Annotated in this window: 15 protein-coding genes; 9 read left to right on the top strand and 6 right to left on the bottom strand. The window is 69.9% G+C overall.

Annotated elements, in window-relative coordinates:
- Positions 1 to 23 precede the first annotated feature (23 nt).
- Positions 24 to 857, top strand: a complete 834-nt coding sequence (locus tag AB0J42_RS21460) for a siderophore-interacting protein (protein ID WP_364296964.1) — start codon at positions 24 to 26, stop codon at positions 855 to 857.
- On the opposite strand, the gene AB0J42_RS21465 is transcribed toward AB0J42_RS21460, so the two are convergent.
- The 3 genes from AB0J42_RS21465 to aceA form a co-directional block, all read right to left on the bottom strand.
- Entirely contained in the window at positions 850 to 2106 is a 1257-nt protein-coding gene (locus AB0J42_RS21465) for a hypothetical protein (protein WP_364296966.1), read from the bottom strand. The genes AB0J42_RS21460 and AB0J42_RS21465 overlap by 8 nt on opposite strands.
- On the bottom strand, positions 2103 to 2627 hold the full coding sequence (locus tag AB0J42_RS21470; RefSeq protein ID WP_364296968.1) for a SigE family RNA polymerase sigma factor: 525 nt from the start codon (positions 2625 to 2627) through the stop codon (positions 2103 to 2105). Before AB0J42_RS21470 ends, AB0J42_RS21465 begins: the two co-directional genes overlap by 4 nt.
- A 182-nt stretch (positions 2628 to 2809) precedes the next feature.
- Positions 2810 to 4099 carry an isocitrate lyase gene (aceA, locus tag AB0J42_RS21475; protein WP_364296970.1) on the bottom strand — a complete coding sequence of 430 codons (1290 nt, stop codon included), beginning with the start codon at positions 4097 to 4099 and terminating at the stop codon, positions 2810 to 2812.
- Between the two features lie 291 nt (positions 4100 to 4390).
- Between aceA and AB0J42_RS21480 the strand changes: the two genes are divergently transcribed.
- From AB0J42_RS21480 to AB0J42_RS21490, 3 genes are all read left to right on the top strand, one after another.
- Complete coding sequence (locus tag AB0J42_RS21480) at positions 4391 to 5830, top strand: helix-turn-helix domain-containing protein (protein WP_364297005.1); 1440 nt, start codon at positions 4391 to 4393, stop codon at positions 5828 to 5830.
- 41 nt (positions 5831 to 5871) lie between these two features.
- The gene (locus AB0J42_RS21485; RefSeq protein WP_364296972.1) at positions 5872 to 6795 is read left to right on the top strand and encodes a glucosyl-3-phosphoglycerate synthase; all 924 of its coding nucleotides are present in this window, start codon (positions 5872 to 5874) and stop codon (positions 6793 to 6795) included.
- Between the two features lie 308 nt (positions 6796 to 7103).
- Positions 7104 to 8312 (top strand): acyl-CoA dehydrogenase family protein, encoded by a 1209-nt coding sequence (locus AB0J42_RS21490; RefSeq protein WP_364296974.1) that lies wholly within the window; start codon positions 7104 to 7106, stop codon positions 8310 to 8312.
- Positions 8313 to 8366: 54 nt separating this feature from the next.
- Here the strand turns inward: AB0J42_RS21490 and AB0J42_RS21495 are convergent, their stop codons facing one another.
- The 3 genes from AB0J42_RS21495 to AB0J42_RS21505 all read right to left on the bottom strand — a co-directional run bounded on the left by AB0J42_RS21495 (position 8367) and on the right by AB0J42_RS21505 (position 10613).
- On the bottom strand, positions 8367 to 9188 hold the full coding sequence (locus AB0J42_RS21495) for an alpha/beta hydrolase (protein ID WP_364296976.1): 822 nt from the start codon (positions 9186 to 9188) through the stop codon (positions 8367 to 8369).
- A 19-nt stretch (positions 9189 to 9207) separates the two neighbouring features.
- Positions 9208 to 9777: a DJ-1/PfpI family protein gene (locus tag AB0J42_RS21500; protein WP_364296978.1), complete on the bottom strand. Its 570-nt coding sequence runs from the start codon at positions 9775 to 9777 to the stop codon at positions 9208 to 9210.
- Positions 9778 to 9869: 92 nt separating this feature from the next.
- On the bottom strand, positions 9870 to 10613 hold the full coding sequence (locus AB0J42_RS21505) for a GntR family transcriptional regulator (RefSeq protein WP_364296980.1): 744 nt from the start codon (positions 10611 to 10613) through the stop codon (positions 9870 to 9872).
- A gap of 438 nt (positions 10614 to 11051) precedes the next feature.
- Here AB0J42_RS21505 and AB0J42_RS21510 point away from each other — a divergent pair, with 438 nt between their 5' ends.
- The 5 genes from AB0J42_RS21510 to AB0J42_RS21530 are packed head-to-tail and all read left to right on the top strand — an operon-like array spanning position 11052 to position 16423.
- Positions 11052 to 12422, top strand: a complete 1371-nt coding sequence (locus AB0J42_RS21510) for an extracellular solute-binding protein (RefSeq protein WP_364296982.1) — start codon at positions 11052 to 11054, stop codon at positions 12420 to 12422.
- On the top strand, positions 12419 to 13369 hold the full coding sequence (locus tag AB0J42_RS21515; protein ID WP_364296984.1) for a sugar ABC transporter permease: 951 nt from the start codon (positions 12419 to 12421) through the stop codon (positions 13367 to 13369). Before AB0J42_RS21510 ends, AB0J42_RS21515 begins: the two co-directional genes overlap by 4 nt.
- The gene (locus AB0J42_RS21520) at positions 13369 to 14280 is read left to right on the top strand and encodes a carbohydrate ABC transporter permease (RefSeq protein WP_364296986.1); all 912 of its coding nucleotides are present in this window, start codon (positions 13369 to 13371) and stop codon (positions 14278 to 14280) included. The genes AB0J42_RS21515 and AB0J42_RS21520 overlap by 1 nt, the downstream gene beginning before the upstream one ends.
- On the top strand, positions 14280 to 15347 hold the full coding sequence (locus AB0J42_RS21525) for an ATP-binding cassette domain-containing protein (protein WP_364296988.1): 1068 nt from the start codon (positions 14280 to 14282) through the stop codon (positions 15345 to 15347). Before AB0J42_RS21520 ends, AB0J42_RS21525 begins: the two co-directional genes overlap by 1 nt.
- Positions 15347 to 16423, top strand: a complete 1077-nt coding sequence (locus AB0J42_RS21530; RefSeq protein WP_364296990.1) for an ABC transporter ATP-binding protein — start codon at positions 15347 to 15349, stop codon at positions 16421 to 16423. Before AB0J42_RS21525 ends, AB0J42_RS21530 begins: the two co-directional genes overlap by 1 nt.
- The last annotated feature ends 9 nt before the right edge of the window (positions 16424 to 16432 follow it).

A 16432-nucleotide genomic window follows, 5' to 3' on the forward strand; every position in this document is an offset into this window, starting at 1 on the left:
TACCTAAGCAAGGAGCAGTCCGCATGACCGGCAAGCCGAGGGATCATCACCTGGGCGTCGTGCTGCGCACCGAGCGCATCGCGCCACACATGATCCGGGTCATCGTGGGAGGCGACGGGCTCCGCGACTTCGCGGCCACCGGCCACACCGACCAGTACGTGAAGATCGTTTTCCCGCATGAGGGTGTCGAGTACCCGAAGCCTTTCGATATCAAGCAGGTCCGCCAGACCATGCCGCGCGAGCACTGGCCCCGGCTGCGCACCTACACCGTGCGCGCCTGGGACCCCGACGCCCGCGAATTGACGCTGGACTTCGTCTACCACGGTGACCAGGGCCTGGCCGGTCCGTTCGCGGCCGCCGCGAAGCCGGGCGACGAGGTGCTCATGCTCGGACCCAACGGCGGCTATGCGCCCGACCCGGCGGCCGACTGGCATCTGTTCGCCGGTGACGAAAGCGCGCTGCCCGCCATCGCCGCCTCCCTGGAGGCGCTGCCCGAGGGAGCCCGCGGGTTCGCCTTCATCGAGGTGGCGGGGCCGGAAGAGGAGATCAAGCTCAGCTCTCCCGGCCACGTCGAGATCACCTGGCTCTACCGGGGCGACCGCCCGGTGGGGGAGGCCCTGGTGGAGGCGGTGCGCTCGTTCGCCTGCCCGGCCGGCGAGGTGCAGGCGTTCGTGCACGGCGAGGCCGGGTTCGTCAAGCAGCTCCGCCGCCACCTGCGGGTCGGCCTCGGCATCCCGATGGACCGGCTGTCGATCTCCGGCTACTGGCGGGCCGGGGCCGACGACGAGGCCTGGCGGGCGGTCAAGAAGGACTGGAACAAGCAGGTGGAGGCCGAGGAGGCCGCCACCCTCACGTGATCTTCGTAAGGTCGACGACGCGCAGGGTGCCGCCGAGCTCGTAGGCGAGCAGCCGCTCGTCGTCGCCCACGGCGGGCATGGTGAAACTGAAGCCGCCGTCCGTCCGCTCCGCGCCGACGCCGAGACTGGCGGCGGTGCCGGTCTGCAGGTCGAAGAGCGCGGCCTCGACCGAGTCATCGCCGTAGTGGAGCAGGGCGACGTGGAAGCGGTCCAGCGCGGGCACCAGCATGGGCGTCACGCCGGGCAGCTCGCGCTGCCGGGAGCCGTCCCGCAGCCGGTAGTAGTGGCTCGTCCTCCCGGACGTGCCGATGCAGAGCCGCACGCCGCAGGCGTGGACCTGCTCGCCGTCCCGCACCAGGGCGCGGTCCGTCTCACCGGTCTCCACGTTGCGGATCCGTTCGTAGCGTGCGCCCCTGTCCTGGCCGTACGGGCCGGGGGCGCCGATCCACGGCCAGGACAGCAGGTGCATGTCCGCCGCCCCGTCGACCGGCTCCGGTTCGCCGCCTGCGAGCGGGACCGTGAACACGCCGCCCGACCTGGCCGAGAACACGACCCGGTGGCCGGCGATCTCGATCTTGTCCAGGCCGCCGCCGTCGATCACGCGGCTGCCGATCAGCTTCGCCTCGCCGCCCGCCAGGGGAGCCGCCCAGATCTGGGCGGTGCCGTCCTTGAGCTTCGTCCACCAGGCGACCTGCCCGCCTTCGGCGTCGAACCCGGAGGCGAACAGCGCGGTCCCCTTCGGCGTCACGACGTCGGTGATCTTGCGCAGGGCAAGGGTCTCCAGGTCGTAGGTGTACAGGGCGTCGGTCTTCTCCATCGAGGCCCAGGTGGACACCAGCAGGGTCCGGTCGTCGAGCAGGAGGATGGGGATGATCCTCTTGCCCTCGGGGGTCTTGGCGGGGACCTCGTGCAGCGCCTGCGGCCACACCTTCTCGATCGGCTCCGGCCGCGCCGCGAACGTCGTGGGGGACGCCTCCGGGGAGAGAGCGGCGGACGCGGTCCGGGCCGGGTCGGGCGTGCTGCCGTGCGGGCCGGTCGCGGGCGCGGCCCGGTCCGCGGCGCGCAGGCCGGTGGTGACGCCGCCCGCCACCAGCACCACCGCGGCGGCGGCCAGCAGCGCCTGGGAGCGCTGCCTGCGCCTGCGGTAGCGGTGCTCCACCGCCTGGGCCGTCCCATCGGGCAGGCCGGGGGAGCGCCCGGCGGCGTGCCCGAGGGTCCTGCGCAGCAGCTCTTCCACGTCGGGTGTCATCGCGTCGCCTCCTCGATGGCGGCCGGGACGGCGGCGCGGAGCTTGTCCAGCGCCCGGGACGCCTGGCTGCGCACGGTGCCCCGGGAGATGCCCAGCACCCCGGCTATCTCGGCGTCGTCGAGCTGCTCGTAGTAGCGCAGCACCAGCACGGCCCGCTGCCTGCGCGGCAGCCCGGCCAGCGCCCGCCACATCGCCTGCTCGTCGCCGCTCGGCAGCACGTCGTGGTGCTCGCGATCCGGCGGCTCCCACGCGGGCTGCTCGCGCCGGCGCAGCCGCCAGGTGGCGATGTGCAGCCTGGCCATGGTCGTGCGGACGTAGCTCTCCGGGTTGTCCTTCGAGCGCAGCCGCGGCCAGGCCGCGCGGAGCTTGAGCAGGGCCTCCTGCACCAGGTCGGCGGCGTCGTGCGGGTTGCCGGCGAGCACGTGCCCGTAGCGCATCAGCGCCTCGCCCCGGTGAGTGACGAACTCCGCGAATCGGGCGTCTCCATCCACCTGCTCCTGCCTTCCGTCGTTTCCGTTCACCTCTCAGAGGAGGAAGGGACGGAGTCTGTTGCACGGAGCGGTGGCGCGAAAAATCGTTTCTCAGGGGAGGAAGCGCTGCGCCGGGACATGAACCGGCCGCGCCAGGCCGGGGACAGGCTGGCGCGGCCGGTATTCGCCGGGGGAACCTTCCCATGCCCTGGAGGTGCCGGCGAGTCAGGCGGTCAGTGGACGGCGAACTGCTCCTCCTCGGTCGACCCGCGCAGCGCGGTGGTCGAGGAGTCGGGCGAGATGGCCGTGCTGACCAGGTCGAAGTAGCCGGTGCCGACCTCGCGCTGGTGGCGGGTGGCGGTGTAGCCGCGGCTCTCGGCGGCGAACTCCGCCTCCTGGAGGTCCACGTACGCGGTCATGCCCTCACTCGCGTACCCGTGCGCGAGGTCGAACATCGAGTAGTTGAGCGAGTGGAACCCGGCGAGGGTGATGAACTGGAACTTGTACCCCATGTGCCCCAGCTCGCGCTGGAACTTGGCGATGGTGGAGTCGTCGAGGTGCTTCTTCCAGTTGAAGGAGGGCGAGCAGTTGTAGGCGAGCAGCTGGTCGGGGTACTCGGCCTTGATCGCCTCGGCGAACTCGCGGGCCACGTCCAGGTCGGGCGTGCCGGTCTCCATCCAGAGCAGGTCGGAGTACGGGGCGTAGGCCAGGCCGCGGGCGATGCACGCCTCGATGCCGTTGCGGACCCGGTAGAAGCCTTCGGGGGTGCGCTCGCCGGTGCAGAACGCCTGGTCGCGCGGGTCCACGTCGCTGGTCAGGAGCGTCGCGGCCTGGGCGTCGGTCCGCGCGATGATCAGGCTGGGGACTCCGGCGACGTCCGCGGCGAGGCGGGCGGCGTTGAGCGTCTTGATGTGCTGCCCGGTCGGGATGAGCACCTTCCCGCCCAGGTGGCCGCACTTCTTCTCCGAGGCGAGCTGGTCCTCCCAGTGCACCCCGGCGGCACCGGCGGCGATCATGCCCTTCATGAGCTCGAAGGCGTTGAGCACGCCGCCGAACCCGGCCTCGGCGTCGGCCACGATGGGCGCCAGCCAGTGCGGCGCGTCCTCGCGGCCCTCCGACCAGGTGATCTGGTCGGCGCGCAGCAGCGCGTTGTTGATGCGGCGCACCACGGCCGGCACGGAGTTGGCCGGGTAGAGGCTCTGGTCGGGGTAGGTGTGCCCGCCCAGGTTGGCGTCGGCGGCCACCTGCCAGCCGGACAGGTAGATGGCCTTCAGTCCCGCCTTGATCTGCTGGACCGCCTGGTTCCCGGTCAGCGCGCCGAGTGAGTGCACGTAGTCCTCGGTGTGGAGGAGGTCCCACAGCCGTTCGGCGCCGAGCCGGGCGAGCGTGTGCTCCTCCTGGACGCTGCCACGCAACCGGATCACGTCCTCGGCGCTGTAGGTGCGCTCGATGCCTGCCCAGCGCGGGTTGTTCTGCCACTCGTCCCGCAGCTGCTCGGCGGCTCCCTTGAGGCGATCGTTCATCGTTCACTCCTTTGTCGTCCCCTGGGGCGTATGCCGAGTCTGTGCCCTTCTGCTCCTCGGCAACAACCGGTCTGTGCCAGAAAAACTGTGAATCTTCCCTAGATAGGAACTACCGACCGGTATTCGTAGGAGAAGAAATCACGAGTTTTCTCTATGGACTAGACCACTGGTCAGAGGTGGTGCGCTCGGCATCCCCGTGCCCGCAGGCACTGGGCCGATGTCTAGAAGATGGGCGGAATTTCCGACTAAGATGCCCGCATGGCGTCCTTGCTAGGTGAAGAACCGCTGACTTTGACGCATGAGCTCGATCTCATCGCGTTCGGCCAGCGCCTGCGCCATCTCCGCAAACAGCGCGGCCTGACCCTCGCCGACCTCGGCGAACGCGTCAACAGAGCGCCCAGCCAGCTCTCCCTGCTGGAGAACGGCAAGCGCGAGCCCAAGCTGTCCCTGCTCAAGTCGCTCGCCGCCGCGCTCAACGTGCCCGTCGAGGAACTGCTGCGCCGCCAGCCGCCCAGCCGCCGCGCCCAGTTGGAGATCGCCCTCGAAGAGGCGCAGCGCGACCCCATCTACGCCGACCTCGGCCTGCCCCGCCTCAAGGTCTCCGCCCGCGTCCCCAACGACGTGCTGGAGCACATCCTCGGCCTCTACGGCGAGCTGCGCGCCCGCGAGGCGCGCGGCACCGCCACCCCCGAGGAGGCCAGGGCCGCCAACGCCGAGCTGCGCCGCCGCCAGCGCGAGCTGGGCAACTACTTCCCCGAGATCGAGCAGGCCGCCGCGGAGGCGCTCGCCGCCGTCGGCTACCGCACCGGCGCCCTGTCGCAGAGCACGATCCAGAGCCTGGTGACGCACTTCGGCTACACCGTGCACACCGCCCAGGACCTGCCGAGGTCCGTCCGCTCGATCACCGACATGCGCAACCGCCGCATCTACGTCAAGCACGAGCAGCTCGGCATGCACACCCCGCGCACCATCCTGCTCCAGACCCTCGGCCACCTCGCGCTCGGCCACAACAAGCCCCGCGACTTCGCCGACTTCCTGCGCCAGCGCACCGAGGCCAACTACTTCGCCGCCGCCGTGCTCGTACCGGAGAAGGCCGCAGCCCTCTACCTGCGGGAGGCCAAGGCCGACCGGGCGCTGTCGGTGGAGGACCTGCGCGACGTGTTCGCCGTCTCCTACGAGATGGCCGCCCACCGCTTCACCAACCTCGCCACCCACCACCTCGGGCTGGTCTGCCACTTCGTCCGCAACGACGCCGGCGGCATCATCTACAAGGCGTACGAGAACGACGGCATCGTCTTCCCCGCCGACGAGCAGGGCGCCATCGAGGGCCAGCGGATGTGCCAGCAGTGGTCGGGCCGGCAGGTCTTCGCCTCACCCGACCGGTTCTCCGTCTTCTACCAGTACTCCGACACCCCGACCGGGACGTACTTCTGCGTGGCCCACGTCGACCCGTCGCGCGAGCGGGACTTCGCCATCACGCTGGGCGTCCCGTACAAGGAGTCGCGCTGGTTCCGCGGCCGGGAGACCACCCACCGCACCAAGTCGACCTGCCCGAACGGCGACTGCTGCCGCCGCCCGCCCGCCGCGCTCGCCGAGCGCTGGGAGGGCTACGCCTGGCCGTCGGCCCGCGCCAACTCGCACGTGCTGGCCGCCCTGCCGCCCGGCTCCTTCCCCGGCGTCGACGAGGCGGATGTTTACACATTCTTGGAGCGCCACGCCGTCACGGGCTGACCCGCCAGGGCAGAGACCAGGGGATGAACGGGGGTGGTCACATGCTGCCTGAAGTTCAGACCTGGCTGCGGCGCCGCACCACCACTGCCGCCGACTGGCCGGTCGGGAAGCTGGCCGAGGCCAAGGGCCAGACGTCCGTCAGCGTGGTCCTGCCCGCCCGTGACGAACGCGACACCGTGGGTCACATCGTCGGCGTCATCCGCCGCGAGCTCCGCGGCCTGGTGGACGAGATCGTGGTCATCGACTCCCGCTCCACCGACGACACCGCCGCCGTGGCCGCCCGCGCCGGGGCCGACGTGCACGCCCAGGACGCCATCCTGCCCGACCTGCCCCCGCTCGACGGCAAGGGCGAGGCGCTGTGGAAGTCCCTCGCCGTCACCTCCGGCGACATCGTGGCCTTCGTCGACGCCGACATCCGCGGCTTCCGCTCCACCCTGGTGACCGGCCTGCTCGGCCCGCTGCTCACCGACGGCAGCGTCGCCTACGCCAAGGGCTGCTACGACCGGCCGCTCGACGGCGTCCCCAACGGCGGCGGGCGCGTCACGGAACTGGTCGCCCGCCCCCTCATCAACCTGCACTGGCCCCAGCTGTCGGGCTTCGTGCAACCGCTGGCCGGCGAGTACGCCGGCCGCCGCTCCGCGCTGGAGCGGGTGCCGTTCCTCACCCGGTACGGGGTCGAGCTGGGGCTCCTCGTCGACCTGCTCGACCTGGCGGGGCTGGACGCGTTCGCCCAGGTGGACCTGGGCTCCCGCGAGCACGCGCCGCAGTCGACCGAGGCCCTGGGCTGCATGTCCGCCCAGATCATGCTGGCCGCCTACTCGCGGCTGCTGCGCCAGGGCAAGCTCGGCCGCTGCCACGAGCTGTCGCCCTGCCTCGACCAGTTCCGCCGCCAGGGCAGCGGTCACCTCGTGGTCAGCACCGACGTCTCCGTCGCCGAACGTCCCCCGATGCTGACGCTGCGCTGAGGCAGGGCGGCACTCGCCTGCGATCATCGTCCCCGAGTGTTGGCGGCACCGCAGAAACCGTCGGGGCCCATTCTTCGGTCAGTGTGTGAATAGGCAGCCCATCAGCCTATAAAGGTTTTCGAGAGAGTGAGTTGGACGGACCTGGCGCAGTGACCGGGAGCGGCCGTAAGCGAGCCTTGTCCACCGTCAGGCATCGAAAACCTTTCAGGTCTTTCGGGCTGCTGCTCGTGGGGTGCTTCCGGAGGGGTGCTACCGATCGGTAGCATTGGCGAACCAGGCTTTATCCGGATATTTCAGGGAGTGACCAGATGAGCGGCTTCAGTCTCGACCTCGGCGAGGACGTGATCGAGGTCCGCGACTGGGTCCACGCCTTCGCCCGCGACGTCGTCCGCCCCGCCGGCGCCGAATGGGACGAGCGCGAGGAAACCCCCTGGCCCGTCATCCAGGAAGCCGCCAAGATCGGCCTCTACTCGCTCGACTTCTTCGCCACCCAGTGGTTCGAGCCGAGCGGCCTGGGCCTGCCGGTCGTCTTCGAGGAACTGTTCTGGGGCGACGCCGGCATCGGCCTGTCGATCGTCGGAAGCTGCCTGGCCGCCGCCGCCCTCTCCGGCACCGGCACGCCCGAGCAGGCGGGCACCTGGCTGCCCGAGATGTTCGGCACCGAGAACGACGTCAAACTGGGCGCCTTCTGCGCCTCCGAACCGGACGCCGGCTCCGACGTCGGCGCGATCCGTACCAGGGCCGTCTACGACAACGGCGACTGGGTCATCAACGGCGTCAAGACCTGGGCCACCAACGGCGGCATCGCCGACGTCCACATCGTCGTCGCCTCCGTCGACCCCGACCTCGGCACCCGCGGCCAGGCCTCGTTCATCATCCCGCCCGGCACCCCCGGCCTGTCCATGGGCCAGAAGTTCAAGAAGCACGGCATCCGCGCCTCCCACACGGCCGAGGTCGTCCTCGACAACGTCCGCGTACCCGGCTCGTGCCTGCTCGGCGGCAAGGAGAAGCTCGACGCCCGCCTCGCCCGCGTCCGCGGCGGCGAGCGCGCCGGCGAGCAGGCGGCGCTGCGCACCTTCGAGACCACCCGCCCCACCGTCGCCGCCATGGCCGTCGGCATCGCCCGCGCCGCCTACGAGTACGCCCGCGACTACGCCCGCGAGCGCGAACAGTTCGGCCGCAAGATCGGCGAGAACCAGGCGATCGCCTTCCTGCTCGCGGACATGGCCACCCGCATCGACATGGCCCGCCTCCTGACCTGGCGCGCCGCCTGGATGGCCCGCCAGGGCAAGCCCTTCGACCAGGCCGAAGGCTCCATGTCCAAACTGGTCGCGGGGGAGACGGCGGTCTGGGTGACGGAACAGGCCATCCAGATCCTCGGCGGCGCCGGCTACACCCGCGAGCACCCGGTGGAACGCTTCCACCGCGACGCCAAGATCTACACCATCTTCGAGGGAACCTCGGAGATCCAGCGCCTCATCATCGGCCGCGCGGTGACGGGCCTGCAGATCCGCTGAAAACGGCCGCCCCGGGAAGCCGCCCCTGAGGACTGTCCGGACCTGTCGCGGCGATCAGGGACCTTGTTCCCGGCCGAGGAAGCACGACAGGAGCCGCCTGAAGTCGTGCGGGTGTTCGAGCGCCGGCACGTGCCCGCACCGGCCGAACACGTGCAGCCGGACATCGGCCAGGTGTCCGAGCAGGGGCAGGGCTGACGTCCCGAGCGGGGTGACTCGGTCCTCGGCGCCGTGGACGAGCAGCACGGGCGCGCGGATCCCTGCCAGCGTCTGCGCCGGGAGGGCGAGGTCGTCGGCCCAGCGTGCCCTGGGTGGAGGGAACAGCGACGCGTATGCGGCCGCGCCCGCTCGCATCGCGGCCGCACGGTCGGCGACGGCCCGCTCGGTCACGAGCGCCTGGTCGAAGACGAGGCGGCTCAGCATGTCTCGTGCCCCGAGCGGGCCGGCGGGGGCGGCCCAGATCGCGTCGAGGTCGGCGGACAGCGGCGCCCCGGGGGCGCCCATCGTCGAGACCGCCACGACACGGGTGACTTGCCGGGGACGCGCGGCCGCCAGCGCCAGCGCCACGGCACCGCCCATGGAGTGGCCCACCACGGCGTAGTGCTCGGCACCGAGAGCGTCCATCAGACCCGCGGCCTGCTCCGTCCACAGCCGGAGCCCGCCCCTGGAGCCCGCCGGGATCGGCGTACGGCCGAACCCCGCCTGGTCAGGAGCCACCAGGTGCCAGGAGGCGCCCAGTGCCTGTGCCGTCGACGCCCAGGCTCCGGATCCGGTCGTGCCGGGTCCGGAGCCGTGCAGCATCAGCACCGCGGGCCCGGTGCCGCTCTCCAGGACGTGGACGGGGGAGCCGCCGACGGTGACGGTCCGGAGTGCCGTCACCGGGACGGGCCAGGCGTGCTCATGACGACGAGGAGTTGAGGGACTTCGAGAAGACCTCCATCATCGCCCTGCCGAACTGCGGCATGTCGGGCCACCCCCGGCAGGAGACGAGGTTGCCGTCCACGACGTCGGGAGCGTCGATGACCGTCGCGCCCGCGTTCTCCATGTCACCGGTGATGGGCGGGAAGCACGCCGTCTTCCGGCCCTTCAGCAGCCCGTACACGGCCGGCACCTGCGCGCCGTGGCACACGAGCGCGATCGGGAGGTTGCGCGCGAAGAAGTGTTCGGTGATGCGCCTGACGTCGGCGTCGACCCGGATCCACTCGGGGGCGCGTCCCCCGGGGATGATGAGGGCGTCATAGCGCTCTACGTCTACTTCGGCCCAGGGCACGTCGACCGGCAGCTTCCGGCCGTTCTTCTCCACGTAGGCGTCGGAGTCGGGGTCGAACTCGTGGATGACCAGCTGAACGTCACGCATCGTCCGTGACGAGACATCGACGTCCCAGCCGCCCTCCTGCACGCGGTAGTAGGGATACATGGTGTCGAGTTCCTCGGCGGCGTCGCCGGTCAGGAGCAGCGCTCTGGGCACCTGCTTCTCCTCGCATCCGGGGCGGGTGAGGTGAATCCGATCCGATCCGATCCGATCGGATTGCGTTAGCATTTCTCGGCCCGGTCCGCCCGTCAAGCCTTTTCCGTCATTCCTTCCGCGGCCTCCGCCTCGTCGAACAGCCGCCGGAACCGCTCGCCGGACAGCAGGATGTGCCGGCGCATGGCGTAGGCGGCGGCGTCGGGGTCGCGCGCGGCGATCGCGGCCACGACTTCTTCGTGCTCGGCCATGGCCAGGTGGGTGACCTGGGCGTCGCGGTGCAGCCGGAACAGGTGCACATGCGTGTGCAGGCGGGCGAGCGCTTCGCGGATGACCTGGTTCTCCGCGCTCGAGGCGACGAGATCGTGGAAAGCGGCGTCGCGCAGCCCGAAGGCGCCGTAGGCCGCGGGCCCCTTGCCCCCCTCCAGCTCCGCCATGTCCTCCAGCATGCGCCGCATGCCGGCCACCTGCGCCGGGGACGCGCGCTCGGCGGATCTGCGCGCCGCCGCGGGCTCGAGGAGCAGGCGGAGCTCGAGCATGTCCTCGAATCGGTGACGGGTGATCTGAGGAGGAATGCGATAGCCGGCGTGGGGCACGCGCACGACCAGGCCCTCGGACTCCATGCGGTTCAGAGCGTCTCGGATCGGCGTCTGTGAGACCCCCAGCTCTCGTGCCAGGACGTCGATCGTGACGCGGGAGCCAGGCTCTATTCGCAGCGACATCATCTGCCCGAGCAGCGCGTCGTACACCTCGTCGGCAAGCCGGCCGCGAGATCTTCCCGGCAGCGTTCCGCTCGTCGTGGCCTCACGGCGCCGCGCGATCACCGCTTCGTCGTCCATTTGACGTGAGGTCCTTTCTTGCGTCTTCGGGAACCTGTTGACTTCGGCCGCCATACTGCGGGACGTTGACGCTCCCGATCGGATCGTATAGGAAAGGTGGCGGATGCCAGCCATCCTCACTCATCGGGGAACCGTCCGCCATCGCTCCGCTTCGATCAGTTGGAGCTTTCATGAGCATGCTCGACGTCCTGCTCGGTTCGCAGCCGGGCCGCACAAGGGCCGAAGGACTTCTCGACTGCTCACAGTCCCATCACGTCGCGGCGTACGCGTGACGCCGGTCCGCGGGTCAGCCCCTGCGACAGCCGGCGACACGCGTGAACAACCCAGCAACCGCTCGACGAAGCACGCAGCAAGGCTCCAGAAGTCCCCGCCCAGAAAGCAGGCAGGAAGATGCGGTATCCCAAGCGAAGAGGACGACTGTCCGTTCCCGGTGGAAAGGTGGGGCTGGCGACGGCGGCCATGCTGGTGGCCACGACCGTGGTGGCCTGCGGCGGCGGCCAGAACGACAGCGCCCCCAAGGCGCCGGCGACCATCCCGGAGCTCACCAAGGATCCGCTGACCCTCAGCTTCATCTGGTTCGACTGGCCCCCCGCCCACGCGCTGGAGGACTTCGCGAACGCGGAGTACGCCAAGGAGCGGCCGAACGTCACCGTCAAGGTCAAGACCGTGCCGAACGCGAACTGGCACGACGCGATGTTCACCCAGTTCGCCGCGCACAAGACCGACTTCGACATCCCGATCCTGGACTCGCAGCACATCGGCGAAGCCGTGACGAACGGCAACATCCTGGACATCACCGACTTCGTCAAGGAGAACATCGAGGTCGATGCGTACGACCCGTACCTCCTGGCGGCCTACGGCCAGTTCCCCCAGGCGGAGACCGGGCAACGCGACGAGAACGCCAGCATGTACGGACTGCCGCTGCTCGGCGACACCTGGACGATGATCTACCGTAAGGACCTGATCGGCGACCAGCCGCCGCAGACCTGGGACGAGATGATCTCGGTCGCCGAGAAGTGCCAGGCGGACAACCCCGGCGTCAGCGGGCTGGCCTTCCACCAGGCCAACGGCTCCGACGCCGCGGCCGTCACCTACAACACGGTCAACGGCGTCTACGGCGGCAACCTCTGGGACCCCAAGACGCGCAAGATCGACGGCGTCCTCAACGACGCCGCGGGCCAGGAGGCGATGGACGTCCTGGTCAACAAGATGAAGCCGCTGACCGCCAAGGGCTCCGGCAACTGGTTCATCGACGAGGTGAACGCGGCGGTCGCCCAGGGCAAGGCCTGCATCGCGTTCAACTGGATCGCCGCGAGCGGCGGCCTGCTCGACCCGAAGGAGTCGACGCTCGGCACCACGCGGGAGGAGATCCTCGACAAGCTGGGTTTCGCCGCCCTGCCGAGCCAGAAGACGAACCTGGTGCCTCTCGGCGGCATGGGGATGCACGTGTCGGCCTATTCCCCCGAGGCGAACCAGATGGAGGCCCTGAACTTCATGAAGTGGTTCGAGCAGGCTGACATCCAGAAGAAGTGGGCCGCGGCCGGTGGCGTGCCCTCGCGTACGGACGCCCTGGAGTCGCCCGAGTTCCTCGACGCCGCGCCGTTCAACCAGGTGTACACCGACTCGGTGCCGCGGATGCGGGACATGTGGAATGTGCCCGAGTACGCGCGCCTCGTCGACATCGAGAACACCAATGTGAACGCGGCGCTCAACGGCGCGAAGTCGCCGAAGGAGGCGCTCGACGACATCGCCAAGGAGCAGCAGAGCGTGCTCGACGCCGCCAGCGGGAAGGGCGGCGGCGGCCTGTGAGTGACCCCGCCCCCCTGACGACCGGCCGGCCCGGGCAGGCGGCGTCCGCGACGCCGCCTGCACCGGGCCGGTCCCGCCGCCTGAGCGACCGCGGGCTCGCCGTGGCCTTCACCTCGCCCGCGCTGCTGCTGTTGCTCGCCATGTCGGTGTTCCCGTTGCTGTGGGCGCTGTACCTGTCTTTCACCGACTACTCGGCCACCCGCGGGGGGCCGGCCAACTTCGTCGGGTTCGGGAACTACACCGCCATCCTGGCTTCGGAGCAGGTCCACCAGAGGACCCTGACGACGTTGATCTACGTGGTCGGCGCGGTCACCCTGCAGACCGTGCTCGGTTTCGCCATCGCCTACCTGATCTCACGGCGCACGCACGGGCGAGGACTGCTGACCACGCTGTTCCTGGTGCCGATGATGCTGTCGCCGGTCGTGGTCGGGCTGTTCTGGCGATTCATGCTCGACGCGCAGTTCGGCGTGATCAACAGCATGCTCGGCTCGCTCGGCCTGGGGCCGGTGGAGTGGCTCACCGGGCAGCGGACCGCGCTGCTCTCCCTGATCCTGGTCGACACCTGGCAGTGGACGCCGTTCATCATGCTCATCGCGCTCGCGGGCCTCACCGCGGTTCCGAAGTACCTGTACGAGGCCGCCTCGATCGATCGGGCGTCCGAGTGGTTCCGGTTCCGCACCATCACTCTTCCGCTGGTGTGGCCGCTGCTCCTCATCGCCGTGCTGTTCAGGGCCATCGAGGCCTTCCGGCTGTTCGACCTCGTCTACATCCTCACCAGCGGAGGCCCGGGGGTCTCCACCGAGACGCTGTCGTTCCACGTCTACAAGGTCGCGTTCCTCGGCTTCAACACCGGAACCGCCTCGGCGTACGGGATCCTGATGATCCTCGTCGTCATCGTCCTCACACAGCTCTACCTGCGCTACCTGAACAAGCTCAAGGAGGACTGATGGCAGTCTCCGTCGACGAGGCCGTGTCCGCACGTCCTGCCCGGGATCGCGGGGCCCCCGCACGCCGCTTCGGCGGCCGGGGCCGCTCCGCGCTGGAGGTCGTGCTGCTGACGGTGCTGGCCGTCGTGATGCTCTTCCCGGTGCTGTGGATGATCGAGACGTCCATCAAGGAGAACCGGGACGTCTACGCCATCCCGGCCAAGTTCTTCGACTTCACGGTCACCCTGGACCATTACAAGGACGTGTTCGTCTCCTCCGGCGGCGGCCGCTCGACCCTGTCCGGCGCGTTCCTCAACTCCGTCGTGGTCGCCGGGGCCTCCACGGCGCTGGCCACCGTGCTGGGGGTCCCGGCGGCCTGGGCCTACTCGCGCTTCTCCGTGAAGGCCAAGAAGGACCAGTTGTTCTTCATCCTGTCCACCCGCTTCATGCCGCCCGTGGTGGTCGTGATCCCGATCTTTCTCATGTACCGCCAGATCGGGCTCATCGACACCAAGCTCGGCCTGATCCTCATCTACGCCGCGTTCAACGTCCCGTTCACGATCTGGATGATGAAGGGGTTCGTCGACGAGGTGCCCGCGGAGTACGAGGACGCCGCCATGCTCGACGGCTACACCCGATTGCAGGCGTTCTGGCGCTTCACCCTTCCCCTGCTCGTGCCCGGCATCGCCGCGACGGCGGTCTTCGCCCTCATCTTCTCGTGGAACGAGTTCGTGTTCGCCATCTTCCTCACCTCAAGCGACAGCGTGCGGACGGCCCCGCCCGCCATCGCCGGCCTCATCGGCGGAACCACCGTGGACTGGGGTCTGGTGGCCGCCGCCTCCGTGGTGTTCGCCCTGCCGGTGCTCGTCTTCGCCTACCTGGTGCGCAAGCACCTCGTCGCCGGTGTGACGCTCGGGGCGGTGCGACGCTGATGGCGGGCATCGAGGTGACCGCCCTGCACAAGCGCTACCCGGACGGGACGGTCGCGGTCGAGCACGTGGACCTGTCCATCCGCGACGGCGAGCTGTTCGTGATGCTCGGCCCTTCGGGCTGCGGCAAGACGACCACGCTGCGGGCCATAGCCGGTCTGGAGAGGCAGACGACGGGCGACATCCGCATCGGCGACACGCTGGTCAACGACCTGCCGCCCGCCGAGCGTGACATCGCCATGGTGTTCCAGTTCTACGCTCTCTACCCGCATCTGAGAACCCGCGACAACCTGGCGTTCCCCCTGCGGGCCGAGGGACTGCCCAAGGCCGAGGTGCGCGAGCGGGTCGACGAGGCCGCCCGGCTGATGCGGCTCGGTCCGCTCCTGGACCGGCGGCCGCGCCGGCTGTCCGGCGGGGAGCAGCAGCGCGTCGCGCTCGCCCGCGCCCTGGTGCGACGGCCGCGCGCGTTCCTCATGGACGAGCCTCTCACCAACCTGGACGCGGAGCTGAGGGCGGACATGCGCACGGAGATCAAGCACCTGCAGGGGGAACTGGGGACGACGATGGTCTACGTCACCCACGACCAGGTCGAGGCCATGTCGCTCGGTCACAGGATCGCCATCCTCAACAAGGGCCGCGTCGAGCAGATCGGCACGCCGCTGGAGGTCTACGACCGTCCGGCGAGTCTTTTCTGCGCCGCGTTCATCGGCTCCCCGCCGATGAACCTGATCGAGGTGGAGCTGGCCGACGGGAAGCTGCGCAGCAAGGACGGACTGGTCTTCACGCCACCACCCGGCCTGACGCGCGACCGTGGCCTGGTCGCGGGTGTACGGCCGGAGGCGCTGGAAGTCACAGAGCCAGGGGCGGAAGGTTCGGTCCCGGCCCGCCTGGTCTCGGCGGAGTGGCTCGGCGACGAAATCATCTACGTGGTCGACCACGGCGGCCAGCGGGACGTACGGGTTCGGATGCCGCCGACTGTCCGTTTCGCCGCTGACGCACCGGTCGGGCTGCGGCACATCGGCGGGACCCCGGCGGTCTACGACGAGAGCACGGAAGAGCTGGTGGCCTGATGGGAACCGTGGCAGCGCACGGGCTGCGCAAGTCCTTCGGCAAGGTCCAGGCCCTGGACGGGGTGACGCTGGACGTGCCGGACGGATCGTTCTTCGTCGTGCTCGGACCCTCCGGGGCGGGCAAGACGACGACCCTGCGAGCGATCGCCGGCCTGGAGAAGCTCGACGCCGGGTCGGTGCATCTGGACGGGAGGGACGCGACCGGTGACACCCCGGCCGCACGCGACCTGGCCATGGTCTTCCAGAACTACGCCCTCTACCCGCGGCACACGGCGTACGAGAACATCGCCTCGCCGCTGCGGGCACGCCGCTGCTCCGCGAGCGAGATCGCCGCCGCCGTCGAGCGGATCTCGGGCCTGCTGCACATCGAACGTCTGCTGCAGCGCCGTCCGGCGCAGCTGTCGGGCGGTGAGATGCAGCGTGTCGCCCTCGCCCGGGCGCTGGTACGCCGCCCGCGCGCGTTTCTCATGGACGAGCCGCTGACGAACCTCGATCTCAAGCTCCGCGTCGAGATGCGCACCGAGCTCGCCCGCATCCACCGGAGCCTCGGAGCGACCTTCGTCTACGTGACCAACGACCAGGTCGAGGCCCTGTCCATGGCCGACCAGGTCGCGGTCCTCAAGGAAGGGAAGGTGCAACAGGTCGGAACGCCGGCCGAAGTGTACGAGCGACCGGCCAATCAGTGGGTCGCGGGATTCGTGGGGAGCCCGCCGATCAGCCTGCTCCCCTGCCACGCCGAGGGGGATCGTCTCATCGGGGCGGAAGGCTGGACGCTGCCGCGGCCCCGCTGGACCACGGCTGAGGACGGTCGTCCGCTGCTGCTGGGCCTGCGCGCGGAGGACCTGTCCGTCGAGCGGCGCGGGGACGCGTCGCTGTCAGGTGAGCTCTACGGCCTTGAGCCGCTCGGTGACCGGACGGTGGTCGACGTCCGGGTGGGGAAGGAGATCCTCAAGGTGAAGGCACGAGCCACCGTCACCGGTACGCCGGGGGAGCGGCTGCTCGTCACGGTCGACCTGGACCGCGCGCACCTGTTCGACGCGGGCACCGGGCTGGCGCTGTCCGAGGCCGGGAGGTAATCGCGCAGG

It is taken from the genome of Nonomuraea sp. NPDC049649 (assembly GCF_040675175.1).
In the GTDB taxonomy this organism is placed as follows: domain Bacteria; phylum Actinomycetota; class Actinomycetes; order Streptosporangiales; family Streptosporangiaceae; genus Nonomuraea.

What these genes read in the sequence shown, in the direction of transcription:
- AB0J42_RS21460 (WP_364296964.1), top strand. Translation starts at nt 24, where the DNA reads ATGACCGGCAAGCCGAGGGATCATCACCTGGGCGTCGTGCTGCGCACC.
- AB0J42_RS21525 (WP_364296988.1), top strand. Translation starts at nt 14,280, where the DNA reads ATGGCGGGCATCGAGGTGACCGCCCTGCACAAGCGCTACCCGGACGGG.
- aceA (WP_364296970.1), bottom strand. Translation starts at nt 4,099, where the DNA reads ATGAACGATCGCCTCAAGGGAGCCGCCGAGCAGCTGCGGGACGAGTGG.
- AB0J42_RS21465 (WP_364296966.1), bottom strand. Translation starts at nt 2,106, where the DNA reads ATGACACCCGACGTGGAAGAGCTGCTGCGCAGGACCCTCGGGCACGCC.
- AB0J42_RS21485 (WP_364296972.1), top strand. Translation starts at nt 5,872, where the DNA reads ATGCTGCCTGAAGTTCAGACCTGGCTGCGGCGCCGCACCACCACTGCC.
- AB0J42_RS21520 (WP_364296986.1), top strand. Translation starts at nt 13,369, where the DNA reads ATGGCAGTCTCCGTCGACGAGGCCGTGTCCGCACGTCCTGCCCGGGAT.
- AB0J42_RS21505 (WP_364296980.1), bottom strand. Translation starts at nt 10,613, where the DNA reads ATGGACGACGAAGCGGTGATCGCGCGGCGCCGTGAGGCCACGACGAGC.
- AB0J42_RS21490 (WP_364296974.1), top strand. Translation starts at nt 7,104, where the DNA reads ATGAGCGGCTTCAGTCTCGACCTCGGCGAGGACGTGATCGAGGTCCGC.
- AB0J42_RS21530 (WP_364296990.1), top strand. Translation starts at nt 15,347, where the DNA reads ATGGGAACCGTGGCAGCGCACGGGCTGCGCAAGTCCTTCGGCAAGGTC.